This is a genomic window from Pseudosporangium ferrugineum, assembly GCF_003002065.1.
In the GTDB taxonomy this organism is placed as follows: domain Bacteria; phylum Actinomycetota; class Actinomycetes; order Mycobacteriales; family Micromonosporaceae; genus Actinoplanes; species Actinoplanes ferrugineus_A.
Window position 1 is genome coordinate 152,453 of record NZ_PVZG01000014.1, and the last position, 16,597, is coordinate 169,049.

The 16,597-nt window shown below is 71.9% G+C and carries 10 protein-coding genes and 2 pseudogenes; 4 read left to right on the top strand and 8 right to left on the bottom strand.

The genetic code is table 11. The features are described 5' to 3' along the window. Positions 1 to 204: 204 nt before the first annotated feature. From CLV70_RS26975 to CLV70_RS26995, 4 genes are all read right to left on the bottom strand, one after another. Complete coding sequence (locus CLV70_RS26975) at positions 205 to 483, bottom strand: GlsB/YeaQ/YmgE family stress response membrane protein (protein WP_211303896.1); 279 nt, start codon at positions 481 to 483, stop codon at positions 205 to 207. Between the two features lie 513 nt (positions 484 to 996). Next, positions 997 to 2,874, bottom strand: a complete 1,878-nt coding sequence (gene lepA / locus CLV70_RS26980) for a translation elongation factor 4 (RefSeq protein WP_106129398.1) — start codon at positions 2,872 to 2,874, stop codon at positions 997 to 999. Positions 2,875 to 3,173: 299 nt separating this feature from the next. Continuing rightward, complete coding sequence (locus tag CLV70_RS26985; RefSeq protein WP_106129399.1) at positions 3,174 to 4,253, bottom strand: MOSC domain-containing protein; 1,080 nt, start codon at positions 4,251 to 4,253, stop codon at positions 3,174 to 3,176. Positions 4,254 to 4,737: 484 nt separating this feature from the next. Beyond that, positions 4,738 to 5,271, bottom strand: coding sequence for a DUF4240 domain-containing protein (locus CLV70_RS26995; RefSeq protein ID WP_106129401.1), 534 nt, complete (start codon positions 5,269 to 5,271; stop codon positions 4,738 to 4,740). 125 nt (positions 5,272 to 5,396) lie between these two features. Between CLV70_RS26995 and CLV70_RS39220 the strand changes: the two genes are divergently transcribed. Further along, the gene (locus CLV70_RS39220; RefSeq protein ID WP_158277831.1) at positions 5,397 to 6,653 is read left to right on the top strand and encodes a phosphotransferase family protein; all 1,257 of its coding nucleotides are present in this window, start codon (positions 5,397 to 5,399) and stop codon (positions 6,651 to 6,653) included. 30 nt (positions 6,654 to 6,683) lie between these two features. On the opposite strand, the gene CLV70_RS27005 is transcribed toward CLV70_RS39220, so the two are convergent. Beyond that, positions 6,684 to 7,592, bottom strand: coding sequence for a phytanoyl-CoA dioxygenase family protein (locus tag CLV70_RS27005; protein ID WP_245908481.1), 909 nt, complete (start codon positions 7,590 to 7,592; stop codon positions 6,684 to 6,686). Positions 7,593 to 8,420: 828 nt separating this feature from the next. Between CLV70_RS27005 and rpsT the strand changes: the two genes are divergently transcribed. The 3 genes and pseudogenes from rpsT to CLV70_RS41260 all read left to right on the top strand — a co-directional run. Next, positions 8,421 to 8,687 carry a 30S ribosomal protein S20 gene (rpsT, locus tag CLV70_RS27010; RefSeq protein WP_106129403.1) on the top strand — a complete coding sequence of 89 codons (267 nt, stop codon included), beginning with the start codon at positions 8,421 to 8,423 and terminating at the stop codon, positions 8,685 to 8,687. 1,017 nt (positions 8,688 to 9,704) lie between these two features. Further along, positions 9,705 to 10,679, top strand: a complete 975-nt coding sequence (gene holA / locus CLV70_RS27015; RefSeq protein ID WP_425440231.1) for a DNA polymerase III subunit delta — start codon at positions 9,705 to 9,707, stop codon at positions 10,677 to 10,679. Continuing rightward, positions 10,676 to 10,945, top strand: a pseudogene (locus CLV70_RS41260) (hypothetical protein); the annotation flags it as partial. The gene holA and the pseudogene CLV70_RS41260, both read left to right, overlap by 4 nt. Before the next feature lie 593 nt (positions 10,946 to 11,538). Here CLV70_RS41260 and CLV70_RS27025 read toward each other — a convergent pair. The 3 genes and pseudogenes from CLV70_RS27025 to CLV70_RS27035 all read right to left on the bottom strand — a co-directional run. Then, complete coding sequence (locus CLV70_RS27025; protein ID WP_106129405.1) at positions 11,539 to 13,983, bottom strand: GH92 family glycosyl hydrolase; 2,445 nt, start codon at positions 13,981 to 13,983, stop codon at positions 11,539 to 11,541. 157 nt (positions 13,984 to 14,140) lie between these two features. Beyond that, on the bottom strand, positions 14,141 to 14,896 hold the full coding sequence (locus CLV70_RS27030; protein WP_106129406.1) for an SDR family oxidoreductase: 756 nt from the start codon (positions 14,894 to 14,896) through the stop codon (positions 14,141 to 14,143). Between the two features lie 89 nt (positions 14,897 to 14,985). Then, positions 14,986 to 16,590: pseudogene (locus tag CLV70_RS27035) on the bottom strand (ComEC/Rec2 family competence protein); the annotation flags it as partial. Positions 16,591 to 16,597: the final 7 nt, after the last annotated feature.

Genomic DNA, 16,597 nt, shown 5'->3' on the forward strand with positions numbered 1-16,597 from the left:
ACCGGCCGCCCTCAGCCGGCCGCGACCCCATTCACCGACCCCAGGCCCATCACCCGGACCACCAGCTCCCACCACCGTCTGACCGACCACCCGCGGGCCACCGCGACCACCCACGCCACCATGCGGGCATGCGAAACGCCGGACCCCTTTGCGGGATCCGGCGTCTCTGGCAGTGCGGTTCCTACGGCCCCGAGGGGCCTCAGGTCAGCGACGGCTGTAGCCGCGGCGACCGCCGATGCCGACGACCAGCGCCACACCCAGCGCGGCCAGCACAACCTGGAAGAGCAGCTCGGTCCAGTCGACACCAGCGGTGTCGGCGACCCCGATGGCCCGGGCGATCACGGTGCCCAGCAGCGCCGCGACGACACCGATGACCATCGTCAGCCAGATCGGAATGTTCTGCTTGCCCGGTACGACCAGGCGGCCCAGGGCGCCGATGATGAGACCGACGATGAGGGCGGTGATGATGCCGGTGACAGTCATGGAGATCCTCCTCGGGGGTGGAACTATTCGTTGCGTCCGTCGCACCGCAGAGTTCCCGACCCGTCGAAAAACCAAACCGGGAAATCCGCAGGAACCTCTCAGGCAACCGCTCCCACACCCCGCGCCGCCACGAATATCAGCAGCTCACGCCCTTCACCCAGGCCATCGCCCCCGCCCGAAGATCCGTCGATTTTCGCCCCCCACAACCCACCCGCCCCGGTACCACCCCACCCGCACGGGCCCCCTCCGCACCGCGCCCCCCACCGCTCACCCCCGCCCGCGGCTTCGACTCCACCGCGCACACCCCCGCCCGCGGCTCCGACTCCACCCTCACCCCCTCCCGCGCCTTCGACTCCACCGCTCACACCCCCTCCCGCGCCTTCGACTCCGCCCCGCACCGGCCCCGCCTGTGCCCCGTCCTCCACCTCACGACCCCGCCCGCCGCCGTCCCCCCGTACGACAGCGGCGGCCCCGGGTCAGTGACCCGGGGCCGCCGCCGCGACCGTACGTTCCCTACTTCTTGGCGCCCTTGGTGTCCGGCCCGTCCGACGTCGACAGCGCGGCGATGAAGGCCTCCTGGGGCACCTCCACGCGACCGACCATCTTCATCCGCTTCTTGCCTTCCTTCTGCTTCTCGAGCAGCTTGCGCTTGCGGCTGATGTCACCGCCGTAGCACTTGGCGAGCACGTCCTTGCGGATGGCGCGGATCGTCTCCCGGGCGATGATCCGGCTGCCGATCGCGGCCTGGATCGGCACCTCGAACTGCTGGCGCGGGATGAGCTTCTGCAACTTCGACGCGATGGTGACGCCGTAGTTGTACGCCTTGTCCTTGTGCACGATCGCGCTGAACGCGTCCACCGGCTCGCCGTGCAGCAGGATGTCGACCTTGACGAGCTCGGCGACCTGCTCGCCCGAGGGTTCGTAGTCGAGCGACGCGTACCCCTTGGTCTTGCTCTTGAGCTGGTCGAAGAAGTCGAAAATGATCTCGCCGAGCGGCAGGGTGTAGCGCAGTTCCACCCGCTCGGTGGACAGGTATTCCATGCCGAGCAGCTGTCCGCGCCGGCTCTGGCACAGCTCCATGACGGCGCCGACGTAGTCGTTGGGCACCAGGACGGTCGCCCGCACCACGGGTTCGTGGATCTCGGCGATCTTGCCGTCGGGGAACTCGCTGGGGTTGGTGACGACGTACTCGGCGGCGTCCTCGGTGTAGACCCGGTAGACGACGTTCGGCGCCGTCGAGATCAGGTCGAGCCCGAACTCCCGCTCGAGTCGCTCCCCGATGATCTCGAGGTGGAGCAGCCCCAGGAAGCCGCACCGGAACCCGAACCCGAGCGCGGCGCTGGTCTCCGGCTCGTAGGTGAGCGAGGCGTCGTTGAGCTGCAGCTTGTCCAGCGCGTCCCGCAGCGCCGGATAGTCGGAGCCGTCGATCGGGTACAGGCCGGAGTAGACCATCGGCTTCGGGTCGGAGTATCCGCCGAGCGGTTCGGTGGCGGGCCGGTTGTTGCCGGTGACGGTGTCACCCACCCGGGACTGCCGGACGTCCTTCACGCCGGTGATCAGGTAGCCGACCTCGCCGACCCCGAGCGCCCCGGCCTTCTCCATCTCGGGCGACACGACACCGATCTCGAGAAGCTCGTGTACGGCGCCGGTCGACATCATCTTGATCCGGTCCCGCGCCTCGATCCGCCCGTCGATGACCCGCACGTACGTGACGACGCCCCGGTACACGTCATACACCGAGTCGAAGATCATCGCCCGCGCCGGCGCATCGGCGTCGCCGACCGGCGGCTGGAACTGCCGGACGACCTCGTCCAACAGGTGCTCCACACCGGCGCCGGTCTTGCCGGAGACCCGCAACACGTCCGAGGGCTCACACCCGATGAGCTTGGCGAGCTCTTCCGCGTACTTCTCCGGCTGGGCGGCCGGAAGATCGATCTTGTTCAGTACGGGGATGATGTGCAGATCGTTCTCCATGGCCAGATACAGGTTGGCCAGCGTCTGCGCCTCGATCCCCTGCGCGGCGTCGACGAGGAGGATCGCCCCCTCGCACGCCGCGAGGCTCCGCGAGACCTCGTACGTGAAGTCGACGTGCCCGGGGGTGTCGATCATGTTGAGGACGGCGGACGCGCCCTTCTGATCCCCCTCCCGCACAACCCACGGCATCCGTACGGCCTGACTCTTGATCGTGATGCCACGCTCACGCTCAATGTCCATCCGGTCGAGATACTGGGCCCGCATCTGCCGCGGATCGACCACGCCGGTGATCTGCAGCATCCGGTCGGCCAAGGTCGACTTGCCGTGGTCGATGTGAGCGATGATGCAGAAGTTGCGGATACGACCCGGATCGGTCGCTCCGATGATGTTCACGCCGGGGTCGAGCGGTCCAGGCACGTTCGTCCGTTCTTCTCAATCAGATCTGACCTGCCAAACTGCCAACCGGCACAAGGTCCGGCCCCCCTATCGTCCCACGCCGCGAACCCACCCCCGGACGAGACCCGATCCCGACCCCACCCAGCCACCCCAGCACCCTCACCACCAGCCCCACCCAGCCACCTCAGCACCCTCACCACCAGCCCCACCCAGCCACCCCAGCACCCTCACCTGGTCCACCCCGGCACCCTCACCACCAGCGCCACCTGGTCCACCCCGGCGCCCCGCTCCGGGCGCACCGGGCAGTCGCCAGCCTCGGCTCAGACGCGGTCCAGAGCTCGGTGCGGAACCACCGCCGGCAACTCCACAGTGATCGAATCCCCCGGCCGAACCGTCCCACCGCGCAACACCACTCCCATGACCCCGGCCCGGCGCACGATCCTCCCGTCGGGGTCCTTGCCGAGCACCTCCTTCAGCAGCCCCGGCCGGAACCGGTTGATCTGCTGACACGGATTGCGCAAACCGGTGATCACCACAGCCGGCCGCCCGTCGGCCACCGCCCCCGACGCGGCCTCGGCCTCAACGACAGCGGCAAGCACCGCAACCGCCTCCGCCGTCGGACCATCCAGCGAAGCCCGCTGAGCAGCACCGACAACATCCAGCGGCCCGCCCCCGCCGCCCAGCCCCGAACCGTCCGCCATGCCCACGCCGAGGTGAGCGAAAACGGGTGCGTCAGCCGACGCGATCGAGGAGGAAACCGCGCCCAAGCCAGACGACACCGCGAGAGCCGAACCCGCTCCGGCCTGGTCCGGTCCCGGGCCGGAGGGAGGCGACGGGTTCGCTGCCGCGCCGGACGGAGACGGCGGATTCGCTGCCGCGCCGGACGGAGACGACGGGCTCGCTGCCGCGCCGGAGGAAGGCGACGGGCTCGCTGCCGCGCCGGAGGAAGGCGACGGGCTCGCTGCCGCGCCGGGGTTGGCGGAGACCGCGGTGTCCGTGCCCGCCTCGGACGACGGGATGCCCGCAGGCCGGGTGGAGACGGGTGGGCCGAAGCGCAGGATCGTTCCGCAAGGGAGGGCGAGGAGGTCCACACCCGAGGTGGTCACGTTCTCGCCCAGGCCGCCCGGCGGCACCTCGTAGCCGGTGCCGCGCACCTCTTCGTGCAACTCGGCGTGGATGAGGTGCACCTGGCGCAGATTGGGCTGCGCGGGGTCGACGGCGACTCGGCTGCGGTGGCGCACGGTCACGCCGGCGTGGACGTCGCCGCGGACTCCGAGGCCGGGCACGAGCTCGATCGCGGTGCGGTTGGGCTTGCTGAACGAATGTGCGTCGTTGCAGCTCACCGCCGCCACAAGGGCTTGCGGGAACGCTTCGGCCGGGCTTCGCTCGTCAACACTCATGGCGCCACCCTGTCCACTTCGCACCTCCCGATCGACCCAATTTCCCGCTGGGTGGAACCCGGCCCGGCCCGGACGGATGACCCCGGCCAGGTCCCGCCGCGCGACCCCGGCAGCACCGCAGCGTGGCCCAGCCCAGCCCACCCGCAGGGCCCGGCCCCAGTCCCGCAGCGTGAACCCCGGCCGGCCCCCGCGGATAGGCCCCGGCCAAGGTGCCGCCGGGTGGACCCGGCCAAGTTGCCGCCCGGTGAGCCACGGGCCGTTCCCGCCCGGCGGGGTGCGGGCCGTTCCCGCCCGGTGAGCCACAGGCCGTTCCCGCCCGGCGGGGTGCGGGCCGTTCCCGCCCGGTGAGCCACAGGCCGTTCCCGCCCGGCGGGGTGCGGGCCGTTCCCGCCCGGTGGAGCCCGGCACGGCCCTGCCGCGTGGAGCCTCACGAGACCGCCGGAGCCGGCCCGGCTGCCCGGGAGGTCGGCGGCTGTGTCGGCGGCTATTCAGGGGGCTCCAGGAAGAGGGAGGACAGGCGGGGCAGACGCCGCTGCATCTCGTCCTCGTCGTCGAAGTCCCACAGCATGGATGGGTCCGGGCGGCCCGGTGGGGAGTCGCTGGGCGGGAACTCGTCGCCGGTTGCCTCCCGGTAGGCGACCTCGGCGATGGTCAGCACCTCCTCCGCCTCGAAGACGGCGCCGGTGGTTGCGGCCGCGCGGACCGCGGGGACGTCGGCCAGGGAGTCGGGGTCGCGGACCGCGCGGGCGAGGGTTTCGCGGCCGTTGGCGATCAGCCAGCCGCGGAAGTTGTCGAAACCCTCGTCCGAACAGCCGCCGTTGATCAGGTAGGCCGCCGCCCACAGGTCCTCCTTGCCGGAGGCGGCCAGGACCTTGTCGAGGTGGCGGCCCCAGGCCACGATCTCGGTGGGGTCGAGGGCTGCGAGGTCGGCGGTGGCACGCTTGGCCACCTCGTCGGGCGAACCCGGCCGGTCGGCGGTCGCCCGGTCGATGACCGCCCAGAAGTCGTCCGTTCTCATGGGCGACAGCCTGCCAGCCGGGTACGACAAAATCGGGAAGGCAGGATGGGGTCATGCGTCCGGTATCCCTGCCCGAGGTGGCCTACGGTGCTACGGCCGTACGTCCGCATTGGGGTGATTTGCCGTTGACCCTGCGGACCGCGATCGAGGACCGGTTCGGCGCCCGGGTGACCGCCGCGACCACCGCGGGCGGCGGCTTCACCAGGAGCTTCGCGGCCGTCGTCGAGACCTCGGCCGGGGAACGCGCCTTCCTCAAGGCGGCACCACATTCACAGGCCCACGCGTACGCGCGTGAGGCGGTCATCACATCCGCCCTCCCGCCGGAGGTGCCGGCGCCACGCCCACGCTGGACGCTGACGACCGAGGACCATTTCGTCCTCTGCCTCGACGCAATCAACGGACGGTTGCCGGGGCTGCCGTGGACGCCGGAGGACCTCGCGGCGGCGCTGCACGCCTGGCGGGTGACGGCGGATGCCCTGGCCACGCCCCTGGCGGCTGGTCGACCCACGACGGGCCTACTGCCCACGAGCGGGCCCGGCACGCCGACCGCACCGGCCACGCCGGATCAACCCGCCACGCCGAGCGATCCCGCCACGGCGAGCGGACCGGCCACGGCGAGCGGACCGGCCAGGTCGACAGAACCGGCCACAGCGGGCGAACCGGCCACGTCGACAGGGCCGGTCACGGCGGGCGAACCGGCCACGTTGACAGGGCCGATCACGGCGGGTGGAGCGGCCACGTCGACAGGACCGGACACGGCGGGTGGGGTGGGAAGATCGAGCGGGCCGAGGGCGCCGGGCTGGGCGGAGGTGTTCGACGGGCCGGCGGGCCGGGGTGCGCTTGCGGTGCCGGGCGGGTTGTCGGCGCTCGGGGGGTTGCCGACGCTGAGCGGGATCGTGCGGAGTGAGCTTTCGTGGTGGTCGGAGGTTGCGGGCGGGCGGGCACCGCTTCCGCCCGCGCCCCCGTGGGTGCCGGCGCGCCTCGAGGAGCTTGCCGCCCTGGAGCAGGCGTTGCCCGAACTGGTCGCCGGGACCGGGATGCTGCACGGCGACCTGCGCATCGACAACATCATGATCGACACGTACGGGAAAGCCTGGCTCTGCGACTGGTCGTGGCCGTGCCTGGGCGCGCCGTGGTTCGACACCGTGACGCTGCTCGTCACGGCGTACGCGAGCGGGCTTGATGTGGATCTTCTGCTCGAGCCCTGGGCAGCGCCGGGCGCCGGCGTGGACGGGGTGCTGGCGGCGATGGGCGGCTACTGGCTGACGCGTGCAGCCGCCGGGCCGAGCAGCGCGTCCCCGCACAGCCGGCAGCACCAGCGGTTCAGCGGCGAGCAGGCGCTGGCGTGGCTCGCCTCCCGGCGCGGGTGGCACCGGCGCTGACCCAGGTCGAGACGGTACGACCGAATCCGATCAGCGCAGCCACGGGATCGAACGGTCCAGGAGCCCGCGCTCCCGCAGCTCATGGCGCAGCGGGATGTCCTCGTCGACATATCCGTTCCACTTCACGCCCCAGTAATTGATGGTGTCGGGCGATTCGCCGAGCAGTTGCCGCTGCACGGGGGTCCGGTTCTGCCACCATGCGCTCGAACGGTCGATCGGCATGTCGTCGAGAGGCCGGATCCATCGGTACGTGTATCCGACGAAAAGGATCTTGCGCGTCACCGCACTCAGGTTCGCGGAACGGGAATGCCAGAGGCGACGGTCGAAAATGAACGCGTCGCCCGGCTCGGCGGTTATTTCGACGGCGTTCGAAGGATCGGTATTGTCCGCCGGGCGCTCCAGCGTGTTCTGCAGGTGACTTCCCGGAATCACTTTCGTCGCACCCCGGCCGGTACGCGACAGATCAGACAGAACGTATCCGACCTTCAGCGACAGCATCGGGCGCGGCTGGGTGGGATCGAGCGTTTCCGGATCGGAGTTCTGGCGATAGCCGTCCTGGTGCCAGCCCCACGACGGCGGCTCCTCACCGCGCGCGGGCGGCGTCACATCGAGGTGATTGTGGTGGCTGTAGATGTTCCAGCCGGCGACTCCCCACAGGTACGGGAAGACGGTCGGGTGGGTGAGCAGTTCGCCGAAGGACTCGTCGCGCGGGAGGAAGCCCAGGAGGTGCAGCACGCCGTCGTCACGCACGCCGCCTGCGGCTTTCTCCTCGGCGTACACGCGATCGACCGCGTCCTCGAGCCGCTGCCGATGCTCCTCGCTCAGCGCGTTGCGGACGAGAACGACACCGCGCTCGAGGAATTCGGTGCGCTGTTCCGAGGTGAGCGGCTCGTATCCACTCAGCGTGGCAGGATGGGTATTCGTCAACACGCGATCCACTCGATTCCGGGTAGGCGGCATGAGCCTGCACTGATAAAGACGCCGATTCACAGGTGCCCCGTTGCACAGTCCCGGCGACTTTTTTCGACTGTCTCACCGAGCATCCGATCGGACACGGCGAGTGATGCGGAATGCAGCTGATACGACAGGCATCTATTCGGTACGCATAAAGGCAGGCCCATTCTGTGTATGCCCGAAGTAAAACCTGAATAAAGTGGCCCGGCGGGTTAGGGGCGAGGGCAGAAAAGGGCACCCGAGGAGGGCTGGACGCCCAGGCCATCGGGGACGATTGGGGCAGTTGGGGCCGGGGGCGGGTTGAGCTGGGCGGTGGGGTGGGCCGCTGTGCCTCACCCACGACCGGTCGCCCCGGCCTCCGGCCACGCACGCAGCAGACCCCTCGATGTCCTGAACACCTGCCTGCGCCGCGAGCCGCCGCCTGGCCGCCCGGCCGCCCGGCTCCGCTGCGAGCCGCCACCCTGCCGCCCGGCTTCACCGCGAGCCGCCACCCTGCCGTCGGCTCGCTGTGAGCCGCCACCCTGCCGTCCGGCTCCGCCGCGAGCCGCCACCCTGCCGCCGGTCCGCCGTGAGCCGCCACACTCGCCACCGCTCCCCGGCGTTCCGCCGTGCGGCCGTCACGCCGCCCGGGCCCTCGGATGTCGGGCGGGATGGGCCGCACGCTGGGCGGATGGCCGGTCGGGGGACCGCTCGATTTGGGGGGCCGCAGCGGGCCTGATACATTGGTTCGTCGCGTGTGGTGACGCGCTGCTGCTGGCTGCACTCACCACCGTCCGAGTACATCATCCGAACTAGTCAGGACAAGGCTGTCGCGTGGCGAACATCAAGTCCCAGATCAAGCGCAACCGGCAGAACGAGAAGGCCCGGCTGCGCAACAAGTCGGTCAAGTCGTCGCTGAAGACCGTGATCCGCAAGCTGAACGAGGCGAGCGAGGCCGGCAACAGCGAGACGGCCACCGCGCTGCTGCGTGACGCCTCGCGCCAGCTCGACAAGGCTGTGAGCAAGGGCGTCATCCACAAGAACCAGGCGGCGAACCGCAAGTCGGCCATCGCCAAGCGGGTCGCCTCGCTGTCTGCCTGACCGCGGACCGGCCACCACCGCGCCAACCCGGCGCGACCAGGCCACCAAACAACACCTCCAGGCACCGCCGGACCTCCGGGCCCAGCGGTGCCTGAGCTGTACCCGCTCCCAGGCGGCTCGCACCACCACCCGCCGCCCGACCCGGCGCCGCCCGCCCGACCCGGCGCCGCCTGCCTGACCGCACGCGGCACCAATGGCACAACTGCGGCGCGCGACTACATGCCCGGGCAAACGCGCTGCGCACCAAGCGCGCGGCGTTACGGGCGCAGGGCCGCTGCGCACCGGCGCGGGGCGGCACGCGCGGCATAACGGACGCAACGCAGCACGCGCTTGGCGGCACGCGCGGGGCAACGGGCGAGCGGGCTACGGGCGAGCGCGCGGCGCGCGGGGCTACGGGCAAGCGCGCGGGGCTACGGGCAAGCGCGCGGGGCTACGGGCGAGCGCGCGGCGCTACGGGCAAGCGCGCGGCGCTACGGGCGAGCGCGCGGCGGGCAGGCACACTGCTCGTCACCTCCGTCGGTGCCGCCGACCAGCAGGATCACATCCGAGCTCACCGGCACGCTTGCGGCAAGGCGCGGCAGCGGGCCGCGCCGCTGCCGCGCCGGGCGCCATGCGGTGGGCGCGGGCCGGCGAGGGTGCGGCGACCGTCCACAATCCGCCGTGGCTCCGTGACCGTGCGCGGTCCGTTCGCTCTGCCGGATGGGTGCGTGATCGGGTGGGGACGGCAGGTGCCGGGCGTGTGTCACGTAACTGGCTGTGGCCGTACGGTAAAAAAGAGAACCCTCCCGACACGCCCGAATTAGGCCTTGTGTTTGGTTCGACCCTGAGCTATCGGTCGGCATGTGCGTCGGATCACGTCTTCGGTTCGGGGGGCGCGTCCCTCCTGATTGGGGGCGTTGTGCACGCCGGAGGCATGGCGGGTTGCCGATATGTCTGGTTTCGCGTTCGATGATCAGACGGCTGCGCGCAGGAGTGAGGCTGGCGGAAGTGTCGGACCCCCGTGCAAAGATTCTGGGCGTGAACAGCGCACCTTCCGCTCCGGTCCTTCTCGTCCTCGGTGACGAGGAGTTGCTTGCCGCCCGTGCGATCGCCGCGGCGGTCGAGGGGGCGCGGGAGCAGGATCCCGGGGCCGATGTGCGGGAGTATGAGGCCGGGCAGCTGAGTGCCGGCGAGGTTGCCGAGATGCTCAGTCCTTCGCTGTTCGGCGGGCGGCGGGTGCTGGTGGTTCGTGGCGGGCAGGATGCTCGCAAGGATCTGGCCGCGGCGCTGCTCTCCTACGCGAAGAATCCCGATCCCGACGTGACGCTGATCGTCGCGCATCTCGGGGCGGCGAAGGGCAAGGCTTTCGCGGACGGGTTGAAGTCCGCCGGGGCCACCGTCGTGCCCGCCGTCAAGCTCAAGGGTGACCGGGAGCGGATCGCTTTCGTGCGGGACGAGTTCCGGCGGCACGGCGGGCGGTGCGACGAGGCCGCCGCTTCGGCGTTGTTGCAGGCGGTGGGCACCGACCTGCGCGAGATCGCCGCTGCCTGCTCGCAGTTGCTCGCCGACACCGACGGGCGGATCAGCGCCGCCGTCGTGGCGCGGTATTACAAGGGGCGGGCGGAGGTCAGCGGGTTCGCCGTGGCCGACGCCGCGATGGTCGGTGACCTGCCCGGGGCGCTCGAGGCGCTGCGCTGGGCGCTGCACGTGGGGGTCGACCCGGTGCCGATCGCCGACGCCCTCGCCGACGGGGTGCGCACGGTCGCCCGGGTCGCGTCGGCCGGGCGTGGCAACCCGTATCAGATGGCCAGTTCGCTCGGCATGCCCGCGTGGAAGATCCAGAAGGCGCAGGAGCGCAGCCGCGGGTGGTCCCCGGAGGGCCTGGTCGACGCCATGCGCGCGGCCGCCGACTGCAACGCCGCGGTGAAGGGCGGCGCGGAGGACCGCGGCTACGCGCTGGAGCAGGCCGTGTTCGCCGTGGCCCGCGCGCGCCAGTCCGGGGGTGTCCGGTGACCCGCTCCCGCCGCGCCGGGCTGTCCCGCGATGAGGTGCGCCGCCAGCCGCTGTACGCCCGCCTGCTCGGCCTGCAATATCTCGCGCCCAGCGGCTTCCTGTGCTTCGTGTTCCTGGAGGGCGCGATCGCGCTCGGCATCCTGCTGGCCCTGGCCGAACTGGTCAGCTGGTGGGGAGTGCTCGTGCTGCCGGTGACGGTCGCGGTGATGGTCAAGCTGAACGACGTGGTGGCGGGGGCACTGATGCGGCCCCGGCCTGCCGCACCCGGTCCGGGCGACGGGCGGGCCGCCGGGCGGCCGGCCCGGCGGGGCGCTCGGGGGCCGGTGGCCGGGGTTCCGCCTCGGCGGGACGGGGACTTTCCGGAGGGGTTCGGCTTCGAGCCTCGGGCCGGCGGGTTCGGGTCGCCGGGGGCCGAGACCGTGCGGCTCTCCCCTTCCGGGATCGGCCGCGCGGGGGACGCTCCGCCCCTGCGGCCCGCGGCGTTGCCCGTCGGCGAGGACGGTGCCCGGCGGAGCCACGACGGAGCGCGGAGTCCCTGGCACGGCGGGCCGGGAGGTCCGCTCCCCGGTGGGACGGAGGAGCCGTTCCCGGCCAGGGAGGAGTTTCCGGGCGGGGAGACGAGGCGGCTTCCCCGGGTCGGGGGCGACGGCTGGCCGGCGGGGGACGAGACTCATCGCCCTGGCGGCCCGGCCGGTGATCCATTCGCGGCGGCGAGCGGGGACGGCGGGGCTGCGCTCGGGTTGGGGGATGCCGGGCTGGTCAATGGACCCCGGACGGCGCAGCAGTGGGCCGACGGCCTGGACGAGCAGCAACGCGCACGCCAGTCGGCCGCCCGCCGGTACGAATAGGCGCCGTTTCGTCAGTGGTCCTTCGGGAGGTCTCCGTCCGCCGTTGCCCATGACCGGTTCGGGGCCGCGCCGACCGTGAACGCCACCGTTCCGCCCCTCTGCACGAACGATTCCGGCAGCCACGACTTCCGCAGCCCGGCACCGTTCAGCTTGACGCTCTGCACGTACGGCTCCGTGGCGTTGGCCCTGATCGTCAGCCGGACGCCGTTGCCGCGGTCGATCACCACCCGGGTGAAGACCGGGCTCCCGAGGAGCAGCTCCGCACGGCCCGGGACCTGCGGGAAGAGACCGATCGCCGCGAACACGTACCAGGCGCTCATCGTGCCCAGGTCGTCGTTGCCGGGGAGCCCTCCCGGGCCCGTCCCGTACGCGGTGTCGACGATCTGGCGCACCGTCTCCTGGGTCTTCCAGGGCTGACCGAGACCGTTGTAGAGCCAGGGCGCGTGGATGCCCGGCTCGTTGGTCGGGTCGTAGCGGAGCGCGTTGCCGCCGAGCACCGCCCAGTTGCCGTTCTCGTCGTGGAAGAAGCCGTCGAGCCGCGCCGCCGCCGCCTCACGGCCACCCATCGCCGCGGCCAGGCCGGACACGTCCTGCGGGACCATCCACGTGTACGTGGCGCTCGAACCCTGCGCGAACCCCACGTCGGTCGACGGGCTGAAGCCGCTCTGCCAGCTCCCGTCGGCCCGGCGCGCCGCCTGGTAGCCGACCGCCGGGTTGTACGTGTTCCGCCAGTAGTCGCCACGGGGCAGGAACTGCCGGTACAGGTCGCCACGACCGGCCCGCTGCGCCCACATCGCCAGCGAGAAGTCGGCGAGCGAGTTCTCCAGCGTTTCCGCCGCGCCGCCCCAGCAGTGGCAGATGTCGTTGGCCGCGTACTTCAGGGCCAGGTACGTGTTCAGCGTCGGCCGCTGCCCCACGCACTGTCCCGGGCACCCGGCGTCGGAAAGCGCGTCCGGATTCTGCACAGTGGCCTGCTTGACCAGGGAATCCAGCGCCCCTCGCACGTCGAAGTTGCGTACGCCCATCGCGTGGTACGTGGCCAGCGTCGGCGCCGCGGGGTCGCCGGTCATCACGTGCGTCGGCGCGCCGAGGTGCAGCCACCTGTCCCAGATGCCCCGGTTCTGCGCCGCGAAGTCGAGCATCGACTGGGCCATGTCCCCCGCCACGTCCGGCCGGAGGATCGCGAGCAACTGGATCTGCGCCCTGTACTGGTCCCAGCCGGAGAAGGTGCCGTACACCGCCTGCTGCCCGGGCCGCTTCGAGTGGATCTGCAAGTCAGCGCCGAGGTAGCGGCCGTCCACATCGTTCATGGTCTGCGGCTGCATGAGCGAGTGGTAGACGGCCGTGTAGAACGCTTTCGTGCGCGCCTCGGTGCCGCCGCCGACCCGCACCCGGCCCAGTTCGGTGGACCAGGCCGCCCGGGTCGCGGCGGCCACCGAGTCGACGGTCGCGGTGGCGGGGACCTCGGCTTCGCGGTTGGCCACGGCGCCGTCGAGGCTCACGTACGAGATCCCGAGGCGCATGCGTACGTCCGCGTCCGAACCCGTGTCGAAGCCGACCCAGCCGCCGGAGCCGCGACCGGCCCGGTCGGCGCCGGTGAGATAGCCTTCGCCGCCGCTCGCGGAGGTGCCTCCGGGGGTGACCGTCGCGTCCTTCCAGGTGCCGGTCCGGGCGAAGTCGCGGTCGAACACCGCACTGAAGAACAACCGGTAGTAGGAGCGCCGGTTCGGGTTGCCCGCCCCGCCCCCGTTGCCGCGCCGCCCGCAGAACCCCCCGGTCAACACCGATCCATTCACCGTACGCGCGGAAGCGTCGATGCTGATCTCGGCGTCCTCGCTGCCGTTGAGCGAGTTCGAGGTCCGGAACAGCAGGTTGGCGGCCGACCCGGCGGGAAACGAGAAGTCGCTGATCCCGGCCCGCATGCTCACCGCGAGATCGGTACGCGCCCCCGAGTCGAGCGTGACCGAGTACCGCCCCGGGCTCGCGGACTCGTTGGCGTGCGAGAACGTCGACACGTACTTGGCGTCCTTGCTGTCCGCGGTCGGCGAACTGTCCACCTCCCCCACGTACGGCATGATCGGCACGTCCCCGGCGGCGCCCGGATTGCACCCGGCCCCGTTGACATGCGTGAGGCTGAAACCGCGCACCTTGGTGACGTTGTACTCGTACCCGTTCGCCGCCCCGGTGCTGGTCTGGTCCCCGTTCGTGCTGGTGGGACTCCAGGCGATCATCCCGAACGGCCGAGTGGCACCGGGCCACGCGTTCCCGCCGCGGGTGGTCCCGATGAACGGATCCACATAGGCGACCGGATCCTCAACCAGCGGTACCTCCCGCCCCCGACCGGCCCCGGCGGAGGGCACCGAGGCGGCCCCGGCGGAGGGGACGGGGGTGAGCGTCACGACGAGGAGCGCCCCGGCGGCCCCGGCAAGCACGGCACGACTACGCGACACAGACATTCGGCACCCTCCTGCGAATCAGTCCCGACCCTACGACGACGTCGATGATCACCGATACTCCCTTGATCATCCGCCAGATGAACGCTCGGCGACCGTGACCGCGACCGCCGTCCCCGGCCCGGACAGTGGCCGGGGCGGCCGACACCGACCGGCACGGTCAGCGGCCCGCGAAGCGGTGCCCTGCCCTCCCCTCGGCCAGCCACTCGTCGAACGTCTGCACCCCGCGCGGCCCCGGCCCGGTGGGCAGCAACCCGCCTCGCCCCATCGGCCCCGGCAACCGGAGCGGTAGCACCGGCCTCCGCCGCGCCCCGCCGGCCCCGATAACCCGCCGCGCCATGGTCACCAGCGATTCGACCCGCGGACCGGCCAGGTCGCCCGCCATGCCCCGCGGCTCCCCCACCGCCAGCCTGACCAGCGCCTCGGCGACCTCCCGGACCGCGATCGGCTGGACCTTCATCGCCGGCACGAGCGCCACCGGCCCGGGCAGCCGCTCGAGCAACTGGCCCGCGAACTCGTGGAACTGCGTCGCCCGCAGCACGCTCCACGGCACCCCGCCGCCGCGAACGACCTCCTCCTGGCGCAGCTTCCCCTGGTAGTAGCCGGTCTTCACCCGGTCGATCCCCACGATCGACAACACCACGTGATGCCGCACCCCGGCTTTCCCGGCCGCGGCCACCAGGTTGCGCCCGGCCCGCTCGAAGAACCCGACGGCGACCTCCCGCTTCATCGTCGTGACGTTGCTGACATCGATCGTGGTATCCACCCCGTCGAGCGCCGCGTCGAGCCCGGCGCCGCTCACCAGATCGACCCCCTGCCCCCGGGCCAGCACCACCGTCTCGTGCCCGGCCGCGCCAAGCACGTCGGCCACCTGCCGTCCGGTCAGGCCGGTACCCCCGGCGATGGCAACCCTCATGCTCCTGCTCCTTCCGCGAACCCTCACGCCGCGCAACGTCCACGGCCCCGGCACAGGGACGACCCGGCACACCGAAACGTGACACCGCCTCACCGACCCGCGCTCGACGGCGGGTCGCCCCTGGCCACCACGGCAAGCCCGCCACCGCCCGTCACCACGGCCGCGAGGTCACCCCTCTCGTCCGTACGCAGCACGCGCGCCCCACCCCGTCCCAGCCGCGCGAGCAGCGACGCATTCGGATGCCCGTAGTCGTTGTCGCGCCCGACCGACACCAGCGCGACCGCCGGATCCACCGCATCCACGAACTCCGGCAACTGATAGGCGCTCCCGTGATGGGCCACCTTCAGCACGTCGGCGCGTACGGCGTGAGGCCCGAGATGGTCGAGCAGCTCCTGTTGTTCCTCCGTCTCAGCATCGCCGGGCAGCAGCACCGTCCGCCCCGCCACGCGGGCGCGTACCACCAGGGAGTTGTTGTTGGGGTCCGAGTTGGTCCCGTGCAACGGCTCGAACGGCCCGATCACGGTGAGCACCAGCCCGCCGGCCGCGTACGTCCAACCGGGCCCGGCCGCCACCATCGGCACCCGCGCCGCGACGGCCCGGGCAGCGACGGCGGCACGGCCACCCGGCGGTTCGGGCCACGGCGGCGTGATCACTCCCGCCACCTCCCGGCCCCGGAAGACCCCCGCGACGCCGCCGATGTGGTCGACGTGGAAATGGCTGACGACGAACAGGAGCACCCGCCGTACGCCGAGCCGCCGCAGGCATTGGTCCACGGCCCGGGGCTCGGGCCCGGCGTCGATCACGACCGCCCGCCCCGGCCCGGCCCGCAGCACGACGGCGTCCCCCTGCCCGACCGCGCAGGTCACGACGATCCAGCGGGCGGGCGGCCATCCACCGGCCAGCAGCCGTACGGGCAGAGCCCCCAGCACCGTCCCCGCAGCGACCACCGCGACCAGCCGCCGCACCACCGGTCTGCGCGCCGCGAACAGCAGGGCGACGGTGAGCGCCGCCAGCAGCAGCGCCCCGGCCACCCCGCCGGGCCACGGCACCGCCCCCGCGGGCACCCGCGCCCCGTACGTGGCAACGACGACGAGCCACCGCGCCGGCCACTGTCCCGCCCACGCCGCGAACTCGGCCGCCGCGGGCCACACCGGCGACAGGACGGCGGCCGACACCCCCAGCAACGTCGCCGGCGCGATGGCGGGAACGACAAGCAGATTGGCGGGCACGGCCACCACACTCACCGAACCCGAGATGGCCGCCACCACGGGACCGCACGCCACCTGCGCGGCGGCCGGAACCGCGAGCGCCTCGGCAGCAGGAGCGGGCCACCCGCGCCGCACCAACGCGTCCCGCCACACCGGTGCGAGCAGCAGCAACCCACCCGTCGCCAGCACCGAGAGCGCGAACCCCACGTCCCCCGCCAGCTCGGGATCGACCACGATCAGCACGGCAACTCCGGCCGCCAGCGCGGGAACCGCCGCCCGAGGCCGCCCCGCCGCGAGCCCGACCAGCCCGATCGCCCCCATGGCGGCGGCACGCACGACACTCGGTGAGGGCCGCGCGAGGATGACGAAGCCGACCAGGCCGGCCGCGCAGACCACCGCGGTGAGCCCGGGTCCGGCCCGCGCAGCCCGTACCGCGAACAGCACGACGCCGAGGATGATCGCCACGTTCGCGCCGCTCATTGGCGTCTAGACA

What these genes read in the sequence shown, in the direction of transcription:
- CLV70_RS26975 (WP_211303896.1), bottom strand. Translation starts at nt 483, where the DNA reads ATGACTGTCACCGGCATCATCACCGCCCTCATCGTCGGTCTCATCATC.
- CLV70_RS26985 (WP_106129399.1), bottom strand. Translation starts at nt 4,253, where the DNA reads ATGAGTGTTGACGAGCGAAGCCCGGCCGAAGCGTTCCCGCAAGCCCTT.
- CLV70_RS26995 (WP_106129401.1), bottom strand. Translation starts at nt 5,271, where the DNA reads ATGAGAACGGACGACTTCTGGGCGGTCATCGACCGGGCGACCGCCGAC.
- CLV70_RS27025 (WP_106129405.1), bottom strand. Translation starts at nt 13,983, where the DNA reads ATGTCTGTGTCGCGTAGTCGTGCCGTGCTTGCCGGGGCCGCCGGGGCG.
- CLV70_RS27030 (WP_106129406.1), bottom strand. Translation starts at nt 14,896, where the DNA reads ATGAGGGTTGCCATCGCCGGGGGTACCGGCCTGACCGGACGGCAGGTG.